General features: G+C 46.4%; 18 protein-coding genes, 1 tRNA gene and 2 other RNA genes. 11 read left to right on the top strand and 10 right to left on the bottom strand.

Translation table 11 applies throughout. From position 1 onward, the window contains the following. Nucleotides 1–169 precede the first annotated feature (169 nt). From rpsU to EDC16_RS00320, 4 genes are all read left to right on the top strand, one after another. Nucleotides 170–385 carry a 30S ribosomal protein S21 gene (rpsU, locus tag EDC16_RS00335; RefSeq protein ID WP_034614227.1) on the top strand — a complete coding sequence of 72 codons (216 nt, stop codon included), beginning with the start codon at nucleotides 170–172 and terminating at the stop codon, nucleotides 383–385. 141 nt (nucleotides 386–526) lie between these two features. After that, nucleotides 527–2,287 carry a DNA primase gene (dnaG, locus tag EDC16_RS00330; protein ID WP_132964244.1) on the top strand — a complete coding sequence of 587 codons (1,761 nt, stop codon included), beginning with the start codon at nucleotides 527–529 and terminating at the stop codon, nucleotides 2,285–2,287. 94 nt (nucleotides 2,288–2,381) lie between these two features. Continuing rightward, complete coding sequence (rpoD, locus tag EDC16_RS00325; RefSeq protein WP_132964242.1) at nucleotides 2,382–4,244, top strand: RNA polymerase sigma factor RpoD; 1,863 nt, start codon at nucleotides 2,382–2,384, stop codon at nucleotides 4,242–4,244. A gap of 166 nt (nucleotides 4,245–4,410) precedes the next feature. Then, nucleotides 4,411–4,487, top strand: a tRNA-Ile gene (locus EDC16_RS00320). 126 nt (nucleotides 4,488–4,613) lie between these two features. On the opposite strand, the gene EDC16_RS00315 is transcribed toward EDC16_RS00320, so the two are convergent. From EDC16_RS00315 to EDC16_RS00285, 7 genes are all read right to left on the bottom strand, one after another. Continuing rightward, the gene (locus EDC16_RS00315; RefSeq protein WP_132964239.1) at nucleotides 4,614–5,561 is read right to left on the bottom strand and encodes a ribose-phosphate pyrophosphokinase; all 948 of its coding nucleotides are present in this window, start codon (nucleotides 5,559–5,561) and stop codon (nucleotides 4,614–4,616) included. Between the two features lie 96 nt (nucleotides 5,562–5,657). After that, the gene (gene ispE / locus EDC16_RS00310) at nucleotides 5,658–6,548 is read right to left on the bottom strand and encodes a 4-(cytidine 5'-diphospho)-2-C-methyl-D-erythritol kinase (protein ID WP_132964237.1); all 891 of its coding nucleotides are present in this window, start codon (nucleotides 6,546–6,548) and stop codon (nucleotides 5,658–5,660) included. A 5-nt stretch (nucleotides 6,549–6,553) separates the two neighbouring features. Beyond that, entirely contained in the window at nucleotides 6,554–7,213 is a 660-nt protein-coding gene (gene lolB, locus EDC16_RS00305) for a lipoprotein insertase outer membrane protein LolB (protein ID WP_157330454.1), read from the bottom strand. A 42-nt stretch (nucleotides 7,214–7,255) separates the two neighbouring features. Continuing rightward, nucleotides 7,256–7,852, bottom strand: coding sequence for a division/outer membrane stress-associated lipid-binding lipoprotein (gene dolP, locus EDC16_RS00300; protein WP_132964761.1), 597 nt, complete (start codon nucleotides 7,850–7,852; stop codon nucleotides 7,256–7,258). 56 nt (nucleotides 7,853–7,908) lie between these two features. Then, on the bottom strand, nucleotides 7,909–8,490 hold the full coding sequence (locus tag EDC16_RS00295; protein WP_132964759.1) for a D-sedoheptulose-7-phosphate isomerase: 582 nt from the start codon (nucleotides 8,488–8,490) through the stop codon (nucleotides 7,909–7,911). Between the two features lie 23 nt (nucleotides 8,491–8,513). Beyond that, entirely contained in the window at nucleotides 8,514–8,927 is a 414-nt protein-coding gene (locus EDC16_RS00290) for a YraN family protein (protein WP_132964233.1), read from the bottom strand. A 17-nt stretch (nucleotides 8,928–8,944) separates the two neighbouring features. Further along, nucleotides 8,945–10,750, bottom strand: a complete 1,806-nt coding sequence (locus EDC16_RS00285; RefSeq protein WP_132964757.1) for a penicillin-binding protein activator — start codon at nucleotides 10,748–10,750, stop codon at nucleotides 8,945–8,947. A gap of 113 nt (nucleotides 10,751–10,863) precedes the next feature. On the opposite strand from EDC16_RS00285, the gene rsmI reads away from it, so the two are divergent. After that, nucleotides 10,864–11,715 carry a 16S rRNA (cytidine(1402)-2'-O)-methyltransferase gene (rsmI, locus tag EDC16_RS00280; protein WP_132964231.1) on the top strand — a complete coding sequence of 284 codons (852 nt, stop codon included), beginning with the start codon at nucleotides 10,864–10,866 and terminating at the stop codon, nucleotides 11,713–11,715. A 10-nt stretch (nucleotides 11,716–11,725) separates the two neighbouring features. On the opposite strand, the gene EDC16_RS00275 is transcribed toward rsmI, so the two are convergent. Beyond that, complete coding sequence (locus EDC16_RS00275) at nucleotides 11,726–12,268, bottom strand: KdsC family phosphatase (protein ID WP_132964229.1); 543 nt, start codon at nucleotides 12,266–12,268, stop codon at nucleotides 11,726–11,728. Nucleotides 12,269–12,293: 25 nt separating this feature from the next. Then, nucleotides 12,294–13,226, bottom strand: coding sequence for a KpsF/GutQ family sugar-phosphate isomerase (locus EDC16_RS00270; protein ID WP_132964227.1), 933 nt, complete (start codon nucleotides 13,224–13,226; stop codon nucleotides 12,294–12,296). Between the two features lie 118 nt (nucleotides 13,227–13,344). On the opposite strand from EDC16_RS00270, the gene rnpB reads away from it, so the two are divergent. After that, nucleotides 13,345–13,749, top strand: an RNA gene (rnpB, locus tag EDC16_RS00265) — RNase P RNA component class A. Between the two features lie 38 nt (nucleotides 13,750–13,787). On the opposite strand, the gene tesB is transcribed toward rnpB, so the two are convergent. Further along, a complete protein-coding gene (gene tesB, locus EDC16_RS00260; protein ID WP_132964225.1) occupies nucleotides 13,788–14,651 on the bottom strand; it encodes an acyl-CoA thioesterase II in 864 nt (287 codons plus the stop codon). A 196-nt stretch (nucleotides 14,652–14,847) separates the two neighbouring features. Between tesB and ffs the strand changes: the two genes are divergently transcribed. The 5 genes from ffs (at nucleotide 14,848) to EDC16_RS00235 (ending at nucleotide 21,542) form a co-directional block, all read left to right on the top strand. Further along, nucleotides 14,848–14,945: signal recognition particle sRNA small type (ffs, locus tag EDC16_RS00255), an RNA gene on the top strand. A gap of 202 nt (nucleotides 14,946–15,147) precedes the next feature. Continuing rightward, entirely contained in the window at nucleotides 15,148–16,119 is a 972-nt protein-coding gene (locus EDC16_RS00250) for an HlyD family secretion protein (protein ID WP_132964223.1), read from the top strand. 34 nt (nucleotides 16,120–16,153) lie between these two features. Then, nucleotides 16,154–18,916, top strand: coding sequence for a ribosome-associated ATPase/putative transporter RbbA (rbbA, locus tag EDC16_RS00245; protein WP_132964221.1), 2,763 nt, complete (start codon nucleotides 16,154–16,156; stop codon nucleotides 18,914–18,916). Between the two features lies 1 nt (nucleotide 18,917). Continuing rightward, nucleotides 18,918–20,069, top strand: a complete 1,152-nt coding sequence (locus EDC16_RS00240; protein WP_132964219.1) for an ABC-2 transporter permease — start codon at nucleotides 18,918–18,920, stop codon at nucleotides 20,067–20,069. Between the two features lie 27 nt (nucleotides 20,070–20,096). Then, nucleotides 20,097–21,542 carry an efflux transporter outer membrane subunit gene (locus EDC16_RS00235; RefSeq protein ID WP_132964217.1) on the top strand — a complete coding sequence of 482 codons (1,446 nt, stop codon included), beginning with the start codon at nucleotides 20,097–20,099 and terminating at the stop codon, nucleotides 21,540–21,542. Nucleotides 21,543–21,632: the final 90 nt, after the last annotated feature.

The raw sequence follows: 21,632 nt of genomic DNA, 5'->3' as shown, positions 1-21,632 counted from the left end.
ACGAAAAAGAGTCTATAGCTCAAATTATAAACAAATATCAACAGACCCTAAACTTTGCTTTGACTTTAGGCTATGTTTTGCATTAGAATTGCAAACCTTTATATCGTCCTGTCGTCTTAAGTGCGGCAATTAAGTTAAAATAACAAAGTTCCTTTGAGGTGAATGGCACATGCCTGTAATTAAAGTACGTGAAAACGAATCCTTTGACGTAGCATTACGTCGTTTCAAACGTTCATGCGAAAAAGCCGGTATCTTAGCCGAAGTTCGCAGCCGTGAGTTCTACGAAAAACCAACTACTATTCGTAAACGTGAAAAAGCGTCCGCACAAAAACGCCATGCAAAAAAATTGGCTCGCGAAAACGCCCGTCATACCCGTTTATATTAATTTAAACAGCGCTACCGTTTTGGCGGTAAACTGTTAGAATTCAATAAAACCGTGATGCCCAGTGCTTCACGGTTTTATTATATAAAATTTTCTCTTTTTATTGCGTCATTTAAAATAACCTGAAGCGGAGCAATTGCACTGATGAAAGGTCCTATTCCAAGAACATTTATTGATGATCTCTTGGCGCGCACAGATATTGTCGAATTGATTAATGGGCGTGTCAAATTGAAAAAAGCCGGCCGTGATTACCAGGCTTGCTGTCCTTTTCATCATGAGAAAACGCCCTCTTTTACTGTCAGCCAAAATAAACAGTTCTATCACTGTTTTGGTTGTGGTGCACATGGCAATGCGATTGGGTTTTTAATGGAATATGACAAGTTGGAGTTTGTGGAAGCCGTGGAAGAGTTGGCGGCAATGCACGGCTTGGATGTACCACGTGAGCAGCGAAAATTTGACTCAGAAAAAGGCGGGAGTTTAAGTTATCAAAGTAAGCGTGATCTGCATCAATTGATGCAAGATATTGCCGTTTTTTATCAACAAAATCTGGCAAACGATATTCCGGCACAAACTTATGCAGCAAAACGCGGTTTATCGCCAGAAGTGATGGCGCGTTATCAAATCGGCTTTGTGCCTAACCGTATGGACAGCGTGCTGCAACGTTTCGGACAAAGCCGAGAAATGCAGCAGCAGTTGTTGGACAGTGGTATGTTGTCGAAAAATGACCGTGGCAATATTTATGATCGGTTTCGGCATCGGTTGATGTTTCCGATTCGTGATCGGCGCGGACGAGTGATTGCGTTTGGCGGGCGAGTGCTGGGCGATGAAAAGCCGAAGTATTTGAATTCGCCGGAAACTGCGATCTACCACAAAGGCAATGAGCTGTACGGATTGTACGAAGCGCTGCAAGACAATGCTGAACCGGATTTCTTATTGGTGGTTGAAGGTTATATGGATGTGGTTGCCTTGGCACAATTTGGCGTAAATAATGCAGTTGCTGCATTAGGCACCGCCACCACTTCAGAACAGATTCAACAACTGTTTCGCAGCTGTGAACAGATTATCTGCTGCTACGACGGCGATCGTGCCGGGCGAGATGCAGCATGGCGCGCATTGGAAAATGCGTTACCGCACTTACACGATGGACGGCAGTTAAAATTTGTTTTTCTGCCCGACGGAGAAGATCCGGATTCTTATATCCGAAAAATGGGCAAAACGGCATTTTTAGCATTTGTGGCACAAGCTAAAAACCTGAATGAGTTTCTGTTTGAGCAGTTGCTGCAAAAAGTGGATTTAAGCAGCAAAGAAGGTAAGGCAAAATTAGCGGCACTCAGCGAGCCGTTGATTCAAAAAATTCCGGGCAAGTTGTTGCGTACCTATTTGGTCGAAATCTTGGGCAGCAAACTGGGTATTATTGACCCGAATCAACTGCAAAAATTGATTGCCGAAACCACACAACAGCGCGAAAGTGCGGTCATGACACAGCCTAAAATTAAACAAACTCCAATGCGCCTGCTGATTGCGTTGCTGCTGCAAAATCCACGTTTGGCGGAAACCATTCCGGACATTGAGCCGTTGCGTGATCTGGATGACCCCGGCTTTCAGCTGTTCTATAGTTTGGCAAGCTTATGTCAAAGCCGGGTCGGCTTGACCACGGGGCAGATTTTGGAGTATTGGCGCGGAAAAGAAAACGAGAAGCCCCTTGAAATGTTGGCGGTTTGGGATCATCTTATCGACGATGACAACGTAGAAAAGACCTTTATGGATAATTTAGATCATCTATATAACCGGTTGATTGAAAAACGAATGGAATTGCTAATTGCCAAAGATCGAAATCAACGCTTGAGTTTGGAAGAGAAGAAAGAGTTAGCGGAATTATTACAGGCAAATAAATCCATTCGGTAAGAATCCGTTGGGTTGGAATCGGCAGCTATGGTATAATCCACAGCTGTAATTTGCCTTTTAACCTCAATAATCAATAAGTGCGGATATCAAATTTATGGAGCAAACCTCTAAATCTCAATTAAAACTGCTGATTGCCCAAGGAAAAGAGCAAGGCTATTTAACTTTTGCTGAGGTGAACGATCACCTGCCGGAAGAGTTGGTGGATGCCGAGCAGATTGAAGATATTATTCAAATGATCAACGACATGGGAATCCAAGTGCTGGAAACAGCGCCGGATGCTGATGACTTGATGTTGAATGAAAATATCGCCGATGAAGATGCGGTAGAAGAAGCCACACAAGTATTGTCGAGTGTAGAGGCTGAGCTGGGTCGTACCACCGATCCGGTGCGAATGTATATGCGTGAAATGGGCAGCGTAGAGCTGTTGACCCGCGAAGGCGAGATTGATATTGCCAAACGCATTGAAGAAGGGATCAACGAAGTACAAAGTGCGGTGGCAGAGTATCCGGAAGCGATCACCTCATTACTGGAGCAGTATGATCAAGTTGAAGCCGGTACGATTCGTTTGACCGATCTCATCACCGGTTTTGTAGATTTGAATGACATTGTGACCGAAGAGGCCGTGGAACTGTCAGAAAATTTTGACGAGGAAGACGGCGAAAGTGAAACCGCCGCTGCAGATCTGGATGATGATGAAGAAGAGAGTGAAGACGGGACTGCGGCAGATAGTGATGATTCTGATAATAGTATTGATCCGGAATTTGCCCGTCAAAAATTTACAGAGTTAAAAGAGCAGTACAGCGTAACGCTGGAAGTGATCAGAAAACATGGGCGCACCAGTAAAAAAGCCAAAGAACATATTGCGGTACTTTCGGATGTATTCCAACAATTCCGCTTAGTGCCGAAACAATTTGATAGTTTGGTGTTGTTGATGCGTGGTATGTTGAAACGTATCCGTACCGAAGAGCGGTTGTTGCGTCGCTTGGTTAATGAATACAGCAAAGTGCCGAGCAGTTACTTCCCGAAAGGCTTTATCGGGCATGAAACTAGTGATACTTGGTTAGTTAAAGCGTTAAACGCGGGCAAGCCATGGTCGGAGAAATTACAGAGCTACGAGCCTGAAATTCGTACCATTATCAGTAAGTTTGAAGTGATTGAAAAAGACAGTAGCCTATCGGTAGCACAAATTCGTGAAATCGGTGAACGGATTTCGCAAGGCGAACTGAAAGCCCGCCGCGCCAAAAAAGAGATGGTGGAAGCCAACTTGCGTTTGGTAATTTCGATTGCCAAAAAATACACTAACCGTGGGCTACAGTTCTTGGATCTGATTCAAGAGGGCAATATCGGCTTGATGAAAGCGGTAGATAAATTTGAATATCGGCGTGGTTATAAATTTTCTACCTATGCAACTTGGTGGATCCGTCAGGCGATCACTCGTTCGATTGCCGATCAGGCACGCACGATTCGTATTCCAGTGCATATGATTGAAACCATTAATAAATTAAATCGTATTTCGCGTCAAATGTTGCAGGAAATGGGGCGTGATGCCACACCGGAAGAGTTGGCGGAACGCATGAATATGCCGGAAGATAAAATCCGTAAAGTGCTGAAAATCGCCAAAGAACCAATTTCGATGGAAACGCCGATTGGTGATGACGACGATTCACATTTAGGTGATTTTATCGAAGATAGTACCTTGGAGCTACCGTTGGATTCGGCCACTGCTGAAAGCTTGAAAATGGCGACGCAAGAAGTGTTAGACGGACTGACTCCGCGTGAAGCCAAAGTGTTGCGGATGCGTTTCGGGATCGATATGAATACCGACCACACCTTGGAAGAGGTGGGTAAACAATTTGATGTAACCCGTGAACGAATTCGTCAAATCGAAGCTAAAGCACTGCGTAAATTGCGTCATCCGAGCCGCTCAGAAAACCTCAAGAGCTTTTTGGATGAATAGCGATAGACAATTTTACTTAAATTGATAAAAGTGCGGTTGGACGGCTGTTTCGACCGCACTTTTTTCTTAGTGAATCAAGCTTGTTTTTTAGTCAACCAATTTTGAGTATATAGACTTAGCTTAGCGATTCCTCTATAATTTCATCTCTTCATACATACCGTATTTTGCCCCCATAGCTCAGTTGGTCAGAGCAGTCGACTCATAATCGATTGGTCACAGGTTCAAGTCCTGTTGGGGGCACCAGAACACTTTCCCACTATTTCATATTTTTAAGTAACATTAGCCAATATTTATCCGTAAAAAAACTGCGCTGTTATGGTTGAAGTTTTTTCACTTTTACAGCGCAGTTATTTATAGAAAGAAGTTCACCTAGTCAAACATAGCTGAGATGGACTCTTCGTTGTTGATTCTGCGGATGGCTTCTGCCAACATGCCGGACAGGGTTAAGATCCGCACTTTGTTCAATGCTTCGATTTCAGGGGCAAGTGGGATGGTGTCGGTGACGACGATTTCATCGATTGCGCCGCTAGCAATATTTTGTGCTGCATTACCGGAGAAAATCGGGTGAGTTGCGTAGGCGTAAACACGACGCGCGCCACGTTCTTTGAGTGCATCGGCAGCCTTGCATAATGTACCACCGGTATCGATCATGTCATCAACCAGAATGCAATCCCGACCAGCGACTTCGCCGATAATATGCATGACTTGCGACACATTAGCGCGTGGGCGACGTTTGTCGATAATCGCCATATCGGTGTCATTTAATAACTTGGCAACCGCTCTGGCACGCACAACCCCGCCGATATCCGGTGAAACCACGATTGGATTGGTCAAGTCGGTTTTTTTGACGATATCGTTGATTAAAACCGGTGAGCCAAAAACGTTATCAACCGGCACATCGAAGAAGCCTTGAATCTGTTCGGCGTGTAGGTCGCAGGTTAGCACACGGTCAATTCCGACGCTGGAAAGAAAGTCGGCAACGACTTTGGCAGTGATCGGCACACGGGCAGAACGGACGCGGCGATCTTGTCGTGCATAGCCGAAATAAGGAATGACTGCCGTGATACGACCAGCAGAGGCACGTCGTAAAGCATCCACCATTACAATCAATTCCATCAGGTTGTCGTTGGTTGGCGCACAGGTGGACTGAATGATAAACACATCACTTCCCCGTACATTTTCATTGATCTGAACGTTGATTTCACCGTCGCTGAAACGACCGACGGTCGCTTTACCGAGAGAAGTATATAGGCGTTCGGAAATTTTTTTGGCCAAAGCCGGTGTGGCGTTTCCGGCAAAAAGCTTCATGTCAGGCATGTTTTAACCCCAAGTTGGATATTGAAAATTATGATTGCGCTGCAATCTGTGAAATTTACTGTAAAATCTTATCTCGTCAGTGCGTTATATCAGACTTTATCTGGTTTTTCCGAGCAAAATATGCAACGGTGAGTGGTTCATTCCTCGTGCAACAAAAGCATTTATAGTATTGGGTAATTGTTTACATACTTGTTGTGCGGCTATTTTATTGTCAAATTCGGCGAAAACACAGGCGCCGGTTCCTGTTAGCCGTGCAGGTGCATATTGTAGCAACCAGTTTAGCAAATGTTCAACCTCAGGATAGTGATCCCTGACAATTTTTTCACAATCATTGGAAAATTCTTGTTTTAATAGTGTCGTTAGCGATTTTTTAGGAGTATGGCGTGGCAGTGCGGGATCAGCAAAAATGTCGGCGGTAGCGATACTGACATTGGGTTTAGCCACTAAATACCATTTTTCTTCAGGATAACAAGCAGTTAATTCTTCGCCAACCCCTTCAGCAAAAGCGGCATTGCCATAAATAAAAATCGGAACATCAGCACCGAGACTGAGTCCCAGCTTTGCTAAGCTGCCCAAATCCAGATTGAGCTGCCAAAGTTGGTTCAGCACTACAAGTGCGGTTGCTGCATTCGATGAACCACCACCGAGCCCACCGCCCATCGGTAATACCTTGTCTAAATGCAGATCGGCACCAAACCGGCAGCCACTATGCTGTTGCAGTAGCCTTGCGGCACGGTAAACTAAGTTGTGTTCAGGGCGAACGCCATCTAAGTGCGGTGTGAGATTAATTTGAGTGTCGTTTCTTATATCAACCGTGAGCCAGTCGCCGTAGTCCAGAAACTGAAATAGGGTTTGCAGCTCATGGTACCCGTCGCTACGTTGGCGATTAATGTATAAAAATAGATTGAGTTTAGCTGGGCAAGGATAACGCTGTTGCAGCGCATTTTCACTCAGAACTGCGCTGTTGAAGTGATAAGATTGGTTCATCCTATTTAAAATTTCCACTCGTCAACCCGAATTTTCAATTGTTGTCGTTCACCGGAAATCAGAATATCTTTGGGGAGCGGCGGCTGTTGCTGCAAGTAGTAATCAGTATATTTTGCCTGCCAGCGCTGTCCGTTGATAGTGTAATTTAACTCAGCCAACACATAATCTTGCCCGACTTTATACTGGTTGCTGCCTTGTGGTTGGCCTTTTAGCCAGTAGCTGAACAGTTCGATTGGAAATTCCATGCCGACTATCTCTTGCAGTAGCGCTTGTGGATTATCTGCCGCGCGTCGGTTGCCTTTATTATCCGTGACCACCAAGCCTTGCGGGGTCATGCGGAAAGTCATGGTCGTGGCGCTCAAGGCGGAAGATAGATGTAGTTGATAGTGCTGATCGTCCACAAATTGCCAATCGAAACGGGTGGAAAACCGTTCTTCTGGGCTAATATAGCCCAGTTGACCGCTACTACGGTAGGTTTTGATCTGATTTAAATGTTGCAGTTGCTGTTGCCAAAGCGGTGAGTGTTGATCGACATAAGCGATGGTTTTTTCCGGTTCACTGACGCTACAGGCGCTTAACACGGCGCAGAGTAACAATATGCTACTGATTTTTTTATAGTCGGCAGCCGCAAACTGATTTAAGGCGTACTGTTTGATTGTTTGCAAAACGATATCCTTGCTGGCCAGAATCCAATTGAAGATTCTCGATTAATTAATATAAGAGAATACCTTGATGACTTTGCTTACTCCACCGACATAGCGAGCATCTTCAGCAGCGGCATTGGCTTGCGCCTGAGTCACATTTCCCATTAGAAATACTTCGCCGTTTTCGGTGACCACTTTTACATCAGTAGATTTAACCGCAGAGTTCAGCAGCAGTTTGGATTTGATTCTGGTGGTGATCCAACTGTCGGTACTGATTTGTCCAAAACCGATTTTTCCACCGACACGAATCTCATTATAGATATCGGTCACCCCATCGACCCCACTGGCAAGATTTTTAGCTGTCTCGCGCAGAGATTCATTTGGTACTTGTCCGATTAATAATACTTTAGTGTTGTAAGAGATAATATTGATACGGGCGTCTTCTTTAATTTCAGGATCTTTGTTTAAAGCGGAAGAGACCCGAACCTCGAGGGTTTCATCATCAATTTGGGTACCAGCGGTACGTGGATCGGTTGCGACTTTGGTTGCAACGGCAGCCGTGCCGACCACGGCGGTGGTGATGCAAGCTTGTAGACCTAAGGTCGCAAGCAAAAGAAAACTGACTTTAATAAGTTTTGAGGCGGTTGTCGTGCATGGCATAGTACGTAGCATAGACGCTCCTGAAATTAGAGTTTATCTGAATTTAGTGTTTCATATTAATGGGAAAACAGGCGATGTTCAATCAAGTCGCACAAAATATTGATCACAAGGAGGTGATTTTCAATAATTCTAGCTTCTTTTTGTGCCGGAATTGAAATATCTAAGTCATCTTCACCCAAGGCTCCGCGGATATGATCGTTTTGTCTGCCTGTCAGCGTGATAATCGGCAGCTCTTTGCTGTTAGCGGCATGAATCAAATTCAACACCGCCTCTTCACGGCCTTGTGGCGAAAGCAGAATCAGTACATCACCGGGTTGTGCGACACATTCAAATTGGCGCAAGAAAATTTGTGCCGGATTGTTGTCGGCAATAATCGAGGCACCGAGGGCGCCGTCCAAACCGATTAATAGTGCCGGTAAGCTGGGACGTTCTAAGTGGTAGCGGTGCAGTAAATTGGTCACCAGAAATTGTGCATTGGCATTTGAGCGCCCATTGCCGCAGACAATGATTTTATGCCCGTCAAGTAAGCAGCCGACCAGCATTTCAGAGGCTTGCACGATACTATCTGACAGGCTTTCGGTTGCCGAAATTTGGGTTTGAATGCTTTCGGTGAAAGTATTTTTAACTTTGTCTAACAAATTGTTATCATTCATATCGATTGTTAATGATTAAATTCAATAAAATGTTTAAACCAATGAAAGTGCGGTTCAGGTTGATCTCTATGTTGATCAAAAGTGATTAAATCAAAGCGGCAGGCACAGGTTTCCAAACTTTTATGTTGTTGGTTCAACCAGGCCTCAGCAGCCTTAATCCAGCGCCGTTGTTTTTGGGCAGAAATACTTTCCCAAGCGTCACCAAAGCGGCTATCACTGCGTTGACGCACTTCGACAAAAACCATAAAGTCGCCATCCTGCATAATTAAATCTAATTCACCACAGGGGAAGAATTGGTTAGCGGCGATGAACTTCAATCCTTGTTGTTGCAAAAAGCGGCGCGCTTGATGTTCAAATCGCGCCCCTTGCTGCCGAGTATTGGAGACCGCACTTTTTCTAATAGGGTTATTGCCGCCCAGCATATTTCGAATGGTTGCAATTAATTTAATATGCGAATCACTCCGCCTTGGTATTCAAGCCACGTCATATCACGATCAATATTACAGCCGTTACCAGCGCTTAACTTACCGGTTAAACCGTTAATTGTATATCCTGGAATTTGCCGTAATTCATTGAATTTATTAATTAATAACCAAGCATCTGAACCCATTGCATATAAACGGATCAGCGAATAATCGCCACCCAATGCATTGGCGACTTGGTTGTATTGGCTGTTTTGGGTATCGCTCAGGAAAGGAATTTCACTGAATTTCAATCCTTCCATTGTCAGACGATAATCAGGACCGTTATTTGGTGAATTACTACGTGAAGTCGCATATAGTTTCAAATTGCGACCATAAGCAGAATTATTGATGGTATTTTTAATATCCAGTAAATCGTTGCTGTCGGCAACAATATATAACGCTTGAATATCTTCACGCGTGTAGCTATTAGTTTGTACATTAGCACCGGTAATTGCCGCAATCGTTTCACTGCGTTGTTCACTCTGTGAATTGCCTAAGCCGCTTTGCAATGCCGCTAAAATATCATTAGGTGAATGATAAAACTGAGTTGAAGCATCAGTTGCGGCTAATTGCTGCCAACGTAAATTGAATGCAGACGCGGTGCGTTGCCCCAAATCATTTTGTGGCACAATCACCAACGGATTGCGGATACCGTCATTCCAGATACGGTCAGCTGCTGAACGGGCTTCTGCTTCAGGGGATAGACCATAATAACAGACGTTGGCGATGGGCTGTGCATTGGCGGTAGAATTGAGCGCCAATACTTGCAAACCACTGGTATCACCTGCCAGCAGGTTATCAACCTGGTTTTTGATCAAAGGCCCGACAATGGCTTGTGCCCCGTTAGCTTTTGCTTGGGCGATAATATCCGCCATGGGTGTGGTCATGGTGTCGTAAGTGGTGATTGTCACCGCACTTTGTCCACGCGCATCATCAAAGCCTTTTTTAATTGTGTTACCGATCAATTGAGCGTTGCCACTGGTCGGCAGTAACAGAGCGATATTGCTTAAGCTTACTTGTTGATAATTCAGTGCATCCTGAATTTCAATCGGCAGCAAGTAGGCAGCGCTGTGGTTCGGGTAAGCACTGCGCCAGCTTTGAATTGCATTACGCAGATTTTCCGGCTGGGCGATATTGCTGTTATAAGCATTGATCAACGACAGCCAGCCGTTCAAGGCAATATCACCGCTTTCCGGCGCAATATTGCGCAAGGTGGTGGCGTTACCGGCACGCAGCAATTTCCAGATATTATTGATATTTTGCTGTTTGCGTTCGGTATCGCTGATCACCTGGTCGGCGAATACTAGCGATCGCAACGCATCGGTCAAATTATTTTGATTATCGGCAATTTTAGCTTGAGTGATATAGTAGCGTGCTTTTTGTGAATTGCTCAGCTGATTGAACGGAACCGCTTGTAACGCTGTGTTGGCATCGCTGTTGGCACGCTTGTTGGCATAAATTTGTGCCATAAGCAAATTTTTATCCAATGTTTGCTCTTTATCCAATTTTTGTAAAGAAGCGAGCAGACTTTCCGCTTGACTCATTTTGTTTTCAGTCAACAGAACCCGTGCTGCCAAGAGCTGATAATTGGTCTTTTCGGTATTATTGGTGGCTTGTTCCGCGCGGTTTAAGTAAAACTCAGAGCTGGCATTGGCGTCACGTTGCAGCAGACTACCACCGGAACCGGAAAAAATATCAGTACCGCAAGCGGCAAGGAATAACACCATTAAAAACGGCATTAACAGGGATTTAATGTTGCAACTTTGTAGCAAAATGGCCACAACATTGGCTTTAGGCAGATTAGTCTTAGACATAGCAGCTCCAAATTCGTTAGAATAATAAGCTCGATCTTACTTATCTCAAACACTAAAATCAATCAAAGACGTAATAATTTATGGATAATCAAGCAGGAATTTTATATATCGTTGCCACCCCTATCGGGAATTTGCAGGATATCAGCCAGCGGGCGCTGACAATTTTAGCGACAGTTGATCGGATTGCAGCGGAAGATACCCGTCACAGTGGGATATTGTTGAGCCATTACGGCATCAAAAAACCGCTGCTGGCGCTGCATGATCATAATGAACAGCAAAAAGCCGATAGTCTGGTTGCTCGATTGCAGCAGGGCGAAAATATTGCGTTGATTTCTGATGCCGGAACACCCTTGATCAGCGATCCGGGCTTTCATTTAGTGCGTCAATGTCGACAAGCCGGGATTAAAGTCGTGCCGATTCCCGGTGCTTGTGCTGCAATAACCGCACTTTGTGCCGCCGGAATCGCTTCTGATCGTTTCTGTTTTGAAGGATTTTTACCGGCAAAAAGTAAAGCCAGACGTGATAAATTCGAATTGCTGAGAGCCGAGCCACGCACCCTGATTTTTTATGAATCGACCCACCGGATTCTGGACAGCCTACAGGATATGCAAAGCGTGTTGGGCAGCACGCGCTATGTGGTGTTGGCGCGTGAACTGACCAAGACTTGGGAAAGCATTCACGGCGATAGCATTGAAAATTTATTAGCGTGGTTGCAACAAGATGACAACCGTACCAAAGGCGAAATGGTGCTGATTGTCGAAGGGCAAAGTGCGGTTGAGGAAAGTGAATTTTCTACCGACGCAACCAAAGCGTTAGAGCTGATTAGCCAAGAACTGCCGCTGAAAAAAGCGGCTGCGATTGTTGCCGAGCTTTACGGTTATAAAAAAAACGCGCTGTACCAATTTGGGCTAGCGCATTTTAAAGCGGGGTAACCAACAGCTACTACTGCGCCATTTTTTTTGCCGCAGCGAGAAAGCCTTGCGCACTGCGATAAATGTGATCTTTGCCTTGTACCGCCAAAATCAGGTCGGACAGTTCGCGAAAAGCCCCTTTGCCGCCGGCAAGGCTTAAAGTGCGGTCGGCGGCTTGTTTAACGTAATCCGGCGCATCGGCAACGGCGGCGGAGAAGCCGCAAACGGCAAAAGCGGGTAAATCCACGCTGTCATCGCCGATATAAGCAGTTTGTTCGGCGCTGACACCGGCTTGTTGCATCAGTTCAAAACAGGCGCTCTCTTTTTCTAATTTACCGAGCAAAAACAGATCGATTTTCAGATCGGCAATCCGTTTGCGCAAAATCGGCGAGTCACGTCCTGACAGCGCCGCCACTTGAATTCCGGATTCGATCAACATGCGAATGCCCAAGCCGTCACGCACATGGAAACATTTCAAGGCTTCGCCGTTGGCATCGTAATATAAACTGCCGTCGGTCAGCACGCCGTCGATATCGGTGATCACCAATTTGATGTTGTTCAATTTATTGTTCATCTTTTTGCTCTGCCTCCTGCTGTAACTAATACGAAAATTCAAACAGCCCGACCACTTTCTGTTGTTCCAACACGATTAATGAGTGAATTTTATGTTGGCGCATATACTCTTCCGCTTGATTGAGATAGGCGTCGGCTTGGATCGTTTTTGGATTAGACGACATAATATCTTTGGCTTGCAGGCGGACACATTTGATCCCTTTGGCGGTGAACGCACGACGGATATCGCCGTCGGTAATGATACCCTTCAAATTTTCATCTTCCATCACAATTGCAATCCCCATGCGGCCTTCGGTCATTTTGGCGACACAGTCGGCAAAGGCGGTTTCCGGGCTGACTATCGGCAAGCTGGTTTGCATCATATCGCGTACTCTGCTGAGTAAACGGCGCCCCAAACTGCCGCCCGGATGGAAGCGGGCAAAATCCATCGGCTGAAAATCGCGGGCTTTGATCAGCGCAATCGCAATCGCATCGCCCAGTGCTAAGGTCACCAGTGCCGAAGTCGTCGGTGCCAGATTGTTGGGGCAAGCTTCACGTGCAACTGCAATATCCAAGATATAATCGGCATGTTTTGCCAAGGTGGATTCAGGATTGCCGGTCATGGCAATAATGCAGTTGCCAAAATTTTTCAGGCTGGGAATCAGCTTATTGACATCATCAGTTTCGCCACTGTAAGAGATCAAAATCACAATATCGACCGGCTTCAGCATGCCGAGATCGCCATGAAACGCCTCGGTCGGGTGTAGAAAAAAACTGGGTGTGCCGGTGGAGGCGAAAGTTGCCACCATTTTCTTCCCGATTAAACCGGATTTACCAATTCCGGCGACCACTAAACGTCCTTGGCATTGCAAAATCGCTTCAACCACTTGTGAAAATTGATCGTCCAAGCGTGAGCTGAGACGGTTAAGGGCGAGTTCTGCAATCGACAATGTTTCTTGTCCAATCTGAATATAGTTCATAAAAACCTTATATTAAGCGGTTATTCTGATGATGAAAGCATTCTATCCCAACAGCGTAATTTAGCAAGTCCGGTGTAAAAGGCTATCTTCATTAACAAAATTTAGTTATACTGCGCAGCGAGTTGGTCAGGCAATCGCTGGTTTATTGAAGCTCTCAACCGTTGTTGCGGCGTCACCGTCGCAAAATAACCTAGAGGACAAGTAGACGAGAGGAAAGTCCGGGCTACATAGGGCAGAGTGCCGGATAACGTCCGGGGGGCGCGAGCCTACGACAAGTGCAACAGAGAGCAAACCGCCGATGGCTTTTTTAAGCACAGGTAAGGGTGAAAGGGTGCGGTAAGAGCGCACCGGGCGACCGGTAACGGTTCGTTGCAGGGTAAACTCCACTCGTAGCAAGACCAAATAGGAACTCAATGGGTGTGCCCGCTCAGAGTTCGGGTAGGTTGCTTGAGCGTTGGTGCAAACCAACGCCTAGAGGAATGATTGTCCACGACAGAACCCGGCTTATCGACCAACTCGACTTCTCTTTTTATTTTGTTACCGCACTTTTATCTATCTTTTTTATTCAGCAGAAAAACGAATCAATCCCTCCTGCTGAGTGGTGGCAATCAGCTTTCCGTTTTGATCAAAAATCTGTCCTCGAGCCAGACCGCGTGCGCCATAAGCATTATTGCTTTCCACCGCATGCAACAACCAATCATTGAGATCAAACGGACGGTGAAACCAAATTGCATGGTCGATGGTGGCGACTTTCATGCCTTTTTCCAAAAAGCCTTTTTTGTGCGGGTGAAGTGCGGTCAGTAGACAGTGAAAATCAGAAAAATAGGCCAACAGGCATTGATTGATTTTTAAATCTTCCGGCACTTGCCCGTTGGCTTTAAACCAGGCATATTGTTGTGCTGGAAACTCACGCCCTTGGAACGGGTTATTCAAATATTTTGCCCGCACATCAAATGGACGGTCGGCAATCAGTGTCTGTTTGATTGACGGTGGCAAATATTGTGCAACTGCACGCACGGCTTCCAGTTCGTTGATCAGTTGATCCGGCGGCTCAATTTCCGGCATTGGGCTTTGGTGATCAAAGCCAGGCTCGGCACGTTGAAAAGAAGCCGTGACATGGCAAATCGGCTCATTGTGTTGAATGGCTTTAATCCGAAGTGCAGTAAAGCTGCGTCCTTCACGCAGGGTTTCCACATCGTATAAGATCGGGTGCTGCGCATCACCGCTGCGTAAAAAATAAGCATGGCATGAGTGTAGAGTCCGATCCGCTGGTGCGACATTGATACCGGCAGCAAGAGCCTGCGCAATCACTTGCCCGCCGAATACTTGGCGCAAGCCCAGATCGACGCTTTGCCCCCGAAAATAGTGATCGTCAATGGTTTCAAGGGTGAGTAAATCAATCAGTTGGTTGAGAACGTTTGACATTGCAATACCTCTGGCTTTGAATTAGACGCTAAAAAGTTATAGCAAAATCATTGGCGAAAAACAACTGAATGCATGATAAATAAGCAGCGTTCCCCTTAAACTGCAGCACTTAAACTTGCATTGCAAGGCTAATTGTAGGACAATGCACCGCACTTAACGGCACAGTTTGCTATCAGCCGTTAATCCAATGGATTCCCTCTTGGTTCCTCGCAATGGTGTTTGGTTCACCGGGTCAGGTTCGGAAGAAAGCAGCCCAAGTCAAATTTCCGTGTGCCGAGATTCAGCTGGGAGGGAGTCCACCCTAAATTTCCTCACTTTATTGTGATTCTACATTCTCATTCTTGCTAAATTACCGCACTTTGGATCGGCGCTTTGCCTTGCTATCACGGCTAGTTATTTGTTAAAGTAAGTTTTGAACAACTTAGTAATGCTAGTTACTATTTGTCTCATATTCTGTACTACTCGCAAAAACGTGATTGCAATATGGGGTACTATGATGAAAAAAATAATAATTCTCTTGATCGTGTTGACCGCACTTTTGGGCGCAGCAGCGTATTGGTTTGTTAAGCAGCAGCAAGCGCAAGACGATAGTGGTGTGGTTTCGGTTAACGGGCGCTTGGAACTGGCAAGGATGGACGTTGCCAGTTTATATGCGGGTCGGGTTGAGTCAATTGTGGTTGAAGAGGGACAGCAGGTTGAAAAAGGTGCGCTGCTGGCGGAGTTGTCTTCCACAATAGCGCAATCGCAAGTGGCGGCAGCACAGGCGCAGCAAATGCAAGCCGAGCAAGCGGTCAAGCGGGCACAAGCGCAAATCGAAGCGCAACAACAGCAACTGAAAGTGGCAGAAATGGATTTAACCAATGCACAAAAAATGCGGCGAGATAATTTGATTTCTGCGTCAGAACTGGAAAAACGTCAAGTACAGCGTGATGCGGCAAAAGCGGCGTTACAAGCCACCCAGGCAGCGAAAGGTGAAGCGGAAGCGGCAGTGCAGCAAGCTCGTGCACAGGTGGCGCAAGCCGGTTCGGTTGATCAGGATATGGCCGTGCGCGCACCGCAAGCCGGACGGGTGGAATATAAATTGGCTGAAGTCGGCAATGTGATTCCTGCGGGTGGTAAAGTCGTCAGTCTGTTGAATGTAGATGATGTCAGCATGAGCTTGTTTTTCCCTGGACCAACGGTCAACAAAATTCCATTGAACAGTGAAGCTCGCATTGTGCTGGATGGTTTGGATCTGGTTTGGCCGGCAACCGTTACCTATATTTCTGCCGAATCGCAATTCACGCCAAAATATGTTGAAACCGCAGAGGAGCGTGAAAAACTGGTGTTTAAAATCAAACTACAGATTCCGACTGTGGTTGCACAACAATATGGTGCCTATTTGAAAGGCGGTATGACCGGTGTTGGCTATGTTTTAATTGAACCAAATGGACAATGGCCGGCGGAATTGCAAGTGAAATTACCGTAGCAACCGCCATATCGAGATATAGACGGAGAACAGTGTGAGGCAGGCAGATTCTGAATCTTTAGCGGTAAATGCAGTTAACTTACAACAGGTTTGTCACCGCTACGATAAAACGTTGGCGCTGGATAAGGTGTCGCTGATATTGCCACAGGGGGTAACGGTCGGACTGATTGGTCCGGACGGGGTCGGCAAATCAACGTTGTTGTCGTTGATTGCCGGTGTCAAAATTATTCAGCAAGGCACGGTGCAAGTGCTTGGGCTTGATCAAGCCAATAAATCTGATCGTCAAACACTCTCCAGCAAAATTGCTTTTATGCCACAAGGTTTGGGCAAAAATCTCTATCCGACACTCTCAATCAACGAAAATATCGACTTTCATGCCCGACTGTTCGGCTTAAATTCACAACAACGCAAGCAGCGGATTCAACGTTTATTAGATGCGACCGGGCTGGCACCGTTCGCCGATCGTGCTGCCGGCAAGCTGTCCGGTGGTATGAAACAAAAACTCAGTTTGTGCTGTGCTTTGGTACATAATCCGGAATTGCTAATCTTAGACGAACCGACCACTGGTGTGGATCCGCTGTCACGTCGCCAATTTTGGCAGTTGGTGGCAGACTTGCGTACTGAGATTGAGGGAATGACGGTGCTGGTGGCAACCGCCTATATCGACGAAGCGGAACAGTTTGATTATCTGTTGGCAATGGATGACGGCAAGTTGCTGGTGCATGCGCCGACTCGTTCGGTGTTGCAGCAGAGCGGTTGCCAAAATCTGGAGCAAGCCTATATCAAATTACTGCCGCCAGACAAACAAACACAGTGGGATGATTCGCAAATACCGCACTTTGAGTCGGCTCCAAACTCGCCACCGGCGATTGAAGCCCATGGTTTGAGTAAAAAATTTGGTGATTTTACCGCGGTGGATAATGTCAGTTTCAGCATTGCACGTGGCGAAATTTTTGGCTTTCTCGGTTCAAATGGCTGCGGCAAAAGTACCACCATGAAAATGTTGACCGGTTTATTGGACTCCAGTTCCGGCAGTGCCGAATTATTGGGCAAAAGTGTGAATGCCGATGATATGCAGACTCGCAAGCAAGTCGGTTATATGTCGCAGGCGTTTTCACTGTATGAAGAGCTGAGTGTGCGACAAAACTTAGTATTGCATGCCAAACTGTATCAATTGGAAGGGCAGCAGGGCGAAGCGGCAGTCGCTTCGGCATTGCAGCAATTCGAGCTGGAGCAGGTGGCAGACAGTCTACCGACCGCACTTTCGCTTGGCGTACGACAGCGGTTGCAGTTGGCGGCAGCATGTCTGCACCATCCACAAGTACTGATTTTGGACGAACCGACTTCCGGAGTTGACCCGGCAGCGCGCGATATGTTTTGGCAATATTTGCTGAAACTGTCACGCCAAGATCGGATCACGATCTTTGTCTCTACCCACTTTATGAATGAGGCGCAGCGCTGTGATCGAATTTCGTTTATGGATCGCGGCAAAGTATTGGCTATTGGCACGCCGCAAGCGTTGCAACAGCAGAAACATGCAGCAACATTGGAGCAGGTCTTTATCCTGTATTTAGAAGAACAGCAGCCACAGCAGGCGTTGCAGACGAATCCAACAGAGCCATCAGCCAACACCGCATCACAAGATCAGCCGCCGTTGGATCTATCGTTTGGTTGGGGCTATTGGTTCAACATCATTTGGACGTTTGCGGTGCGCGAAGGCAAAGAGCTGTTGCGCGATCGGATCCGTTTACTGTTTGCAATTTTTGGACCGGTAATTTTATTATTGGCAGGTAGCTGGGGGATTTCGTTTGATGTCAGCAACTTAAAACTGGCAGTGTTGGATCAAGATAAAAGTTATCAGAGCCGGGAGTTGATCACTCAATTTTCAGCATCAGGCTATTTTGAATTGGTGGAAATGCTGCCCGACAGAGAAAGTATTTCCAGCCGCTTAAACAGCGGCCGTGCCCGCTTGGTGATAGAGATTCTGCCAAATTTCGGGCGTGATTTGCTGCAACAGAAAACCCCACAAGTCGGATTATATGTTGATGGTTCAATGCCGTTTAACGGTGAAAATATTGTCGGTTATAGCCAGGGAATTATTGGCGAATATGTACAACAGCTGTATCGGCAGCAGGGCGTTACGATCAACAGCCCGATGGAACTGGAAGTGCGGTTTATCTACAATCAAGCCTTCAAAAGTGTCAATGCGATCTCACCGGGCTTGATTATGCTGACACTGATGATGATCCCGGGCATGATGACCGCACTTGGGGTGGTGCGCGAAAAGGAGATTGGCTCGATTACCAATCTTTATGCCTCGCCGGCATCAGTCCGTCAGTATTTGTTGGGCAAACAACTGCCGTATGTGGTGCTGTCAATGTTGAGCTATCTTTTGTTGGTGTTGCTGACCACCACGCTGATCGGTGTGCCGCTAAAAGGCTCTTTTTGGGCGATGAGCTTGGGTGCACTGGGGTTGATTTTGGCATCAACAGCGTTTGGATTGCTGATCTCGACCTTTGTACAGTCGCAAGTAGCTGCAATTTTTGCCACTGCGATCATCAGTATGGTTCCGGCGTTGAATTTTTCAGGCTTGCTTTACCCAATGTCAACACTGAGTGGCGCAGGTTACTATATCGGTTGGAGTTTTCCGACCAGCTGGTATAACTTAATCAGCTTGGGAGCGTTTACCAAAGGCTTGGGATTTGGCAATTTTCTGCCGTTTTATGCGATGTTGCTGTTGTTTTTTGTGATATATCTGAGTATTGCCGGGCTATTACTCAAAAAGCAGGAGAAATAAGATGGCTCGAGATATTTTGCGAAACAGCTATCAGTGGCTTAAAAATGTCTATTACCTGTCGTTAAAAGAGCTGCGCAGCCTGTTTGGGGATATCACGTTGATTGGCTTGGTGGTGGTGATGTTCACTTTTACGATCTATTCGATTGGCAAGGGGATCACTACTGAAGTCAAAAATGCTTCGGTTGCTGTGTTGGATCAAGATCATACTGAACTTTCCTATCAAATTCGTGATGCGATTTTGCCGCCCTATTTTAAGCAGGTCGTGGAGATTGAACCGAACCAGATTGATCCATCGATGGATAACGGCGAGTATATTTTTGTGCTGACGATCCCACCGGATTTCACTCAAAATTTGCTGGCGGGCAAGCAACCGCAATTGCAGCTGCTGGTCGATGCCACCGCAATGACACAAGCAGGCGTTGGCGCAAATTATTTGGGGCAGATTATCAATCGTCAAGTCAATCAATTTTTGACCCAAGCGCCCGGTCAGCAACAGTTGCCGCTGGAACCGGTGATCAACGTGCTGTTTAACAGTAACCTGCTGACCGAATGGTTTATGCCGATAACTCAAATTATCGGTAATTCCAGTTTGTTGGCGCTGATTTTAGTCGGCGCAGCGGTGATTCGTGAACGGGAACACGGCACAATTGAACATTTGCTGGTGATGCCGGTCAGCGCCAGTGAAATTGCGTTTTCAAAGATTTTAGCCAATAGTTTGGTGATTCTGGTTGCCGCAATGCTGTCGTTGTATTTTGTGGTGCACAAATGGATTGGTGCACCGATAAACGGTTCGCTGTGGTTGTTTGCTTTGAGTGAATGGATCTATCTGTTTTCCATGGCGGGACTAGGGCTGTTTCTGGCAACGCAGGCACCGACTATGCCGCAGTTTAGTCTACTGTGTTTACCGGTCTATATTGTGTTGTACCTGCTGTCCGGTGGACCGTCACCGATCGAAAATATGCCACCGATGGTACAAAATATTATGCAGTTTTCGCCTTTAACCCAATTTGTAGCGATCAGCCAAGACGTGTTGTTTCGCGGTGCAGGCTGGGAAATCATTTGGCATCGAATTGTGATTATGGTGATTTTGGGCGCAATTTTTATCAGTATTGCGATCAAACGCTTCCGTTCGATGTTGGCAAAACAGAATTAACCGCACCAAATAACAAGGACTCAGATTATGCAAAAGCGTTATTGGATGTTAACCGCACTTTCGTTGTTATTAACAGCTTGTAGTCACACTGAAGTGGCGCTGGATTCGAAAATCAATCTGCCACAACAATACCAACAGACGGCAGCGGCACAAGGCAACCAACAAATCAGCCATTGGTGGCAACAGTGGCGTGACCCGCAATTAAGTGCTTTGATCGAACAAGCGCTGCGGCAAAATTTGGAGTTAGCCATCGCACAAAGTCGTTTGCAAGAAGCGCGTGCGATTTCTAGTTTAGCCGGCGCAGAATTGGCACCACAGGTGGGTATCAGTGGCAGCTTGGGTGGGCAACGGTTGGAGATTGACAATAATCTGTCGTCAGCGGCACAGCAAGTCGTGGGTAATCATGATCTATCGGCTAAAGGACATGCGATTGTCGGGGGCGCCGTCGCCTCTTGGGAACCGGATATTTTCGGGCAAAAACGCAGCGATGCCGATGCCGCCAAATATGCCGAAATGGGAGCGCAGGAGCGGGTTTACGGTACGCAAATGTTGGTGGCGAGCGAAATTGGCGATAACTATTTACGCGCACAAACGGTTTTGCAGCAACGGCAGATACTGAACCGCTCTTTGCAAACATTGCAGCAGCTGCAACGTTATCTTAAAGGGCGTTTTGCGGCAGGCCAGGTTACTGCTTATGAATTGAATGAAATTGCGGCTAAAATCGAGGCGTTGCAAGCGCAACAGACCGGTTTGCAGGCGCAGTTTGATGCTTATCAGCGCAGTATTGCGGTGCTAATCGGACAAGTACCGCAAGGTTTTAAACTGAATGCCAAACAGATGCAGCAAGCCAATTTGTTGCAACATTTGCCGCAGCCGCCGCAAGGACAGCAACCGGGCAGTTTGTTAACACAACGTCCGGATATTCGTGCTAATGCAGCGGCAGTGCAAGCGTATGCTGCTAAATTGGCAAGTGCCAAAGCCGATTTGCTGCCGCGGTTTGATATCCAATTTTTATGGCAAACCGGGCGTATAGAACTGGGTGGTGATTTGCCGCCGTTAAAGGGTTGGGGCGGCTTGGGTAGTATTGGTGTACAACTGCCGATTTTTACCGCCGGGCGGATTGCCGCCAATATTCAAGCGGCGGATGCACGCTTGCAGACCGCACTTTTGCAATATGACCAGTCGATTTTGCAGGCATTGGCGGAGGTTGACAGCAGCTATCAGGCACAATTTGCGCTAGATCAGCAAATCCGCCAGTTAAACCGCGCGGTTCAAAAAGCCACAAAACAGGCACAAGATACGCAAAAACTGTTTCAGTATGGCGATAAAACCCTCGATGTCGCCTTGCAAACTCGATTAACCGCATTGGATTATCAACAGAATCTGTTAAATGCACGTTTAGCAGCAGGGCAAAACCTGCTGAATTTATACAAAGCGATCGGTGGCGGTTGGCAGGCAGAAAATACCTTCTGATTGCAGTAATAGGTTAAAAAGCGGGGTTGAATCAAAATAAAGCCTGATTAGATTTGCTCAATCTATAACAATTTATTAAAATGCCAATCT

It is taken from the genome of Testudinibacter aquarius, from assembly GCF_004342725.1.
Classification (GTDB): Bacteria; Pseudomonadota; Gammaproteobacteria; order Enterobacterales; family Pasteurellaceae; genus Chelonobacter; species Chelonobacter aquarius.
Note: the sequence above shows the minus strand (reverse complement) of the source record. Positions and strands in the feature narration are given on the sequence as shown.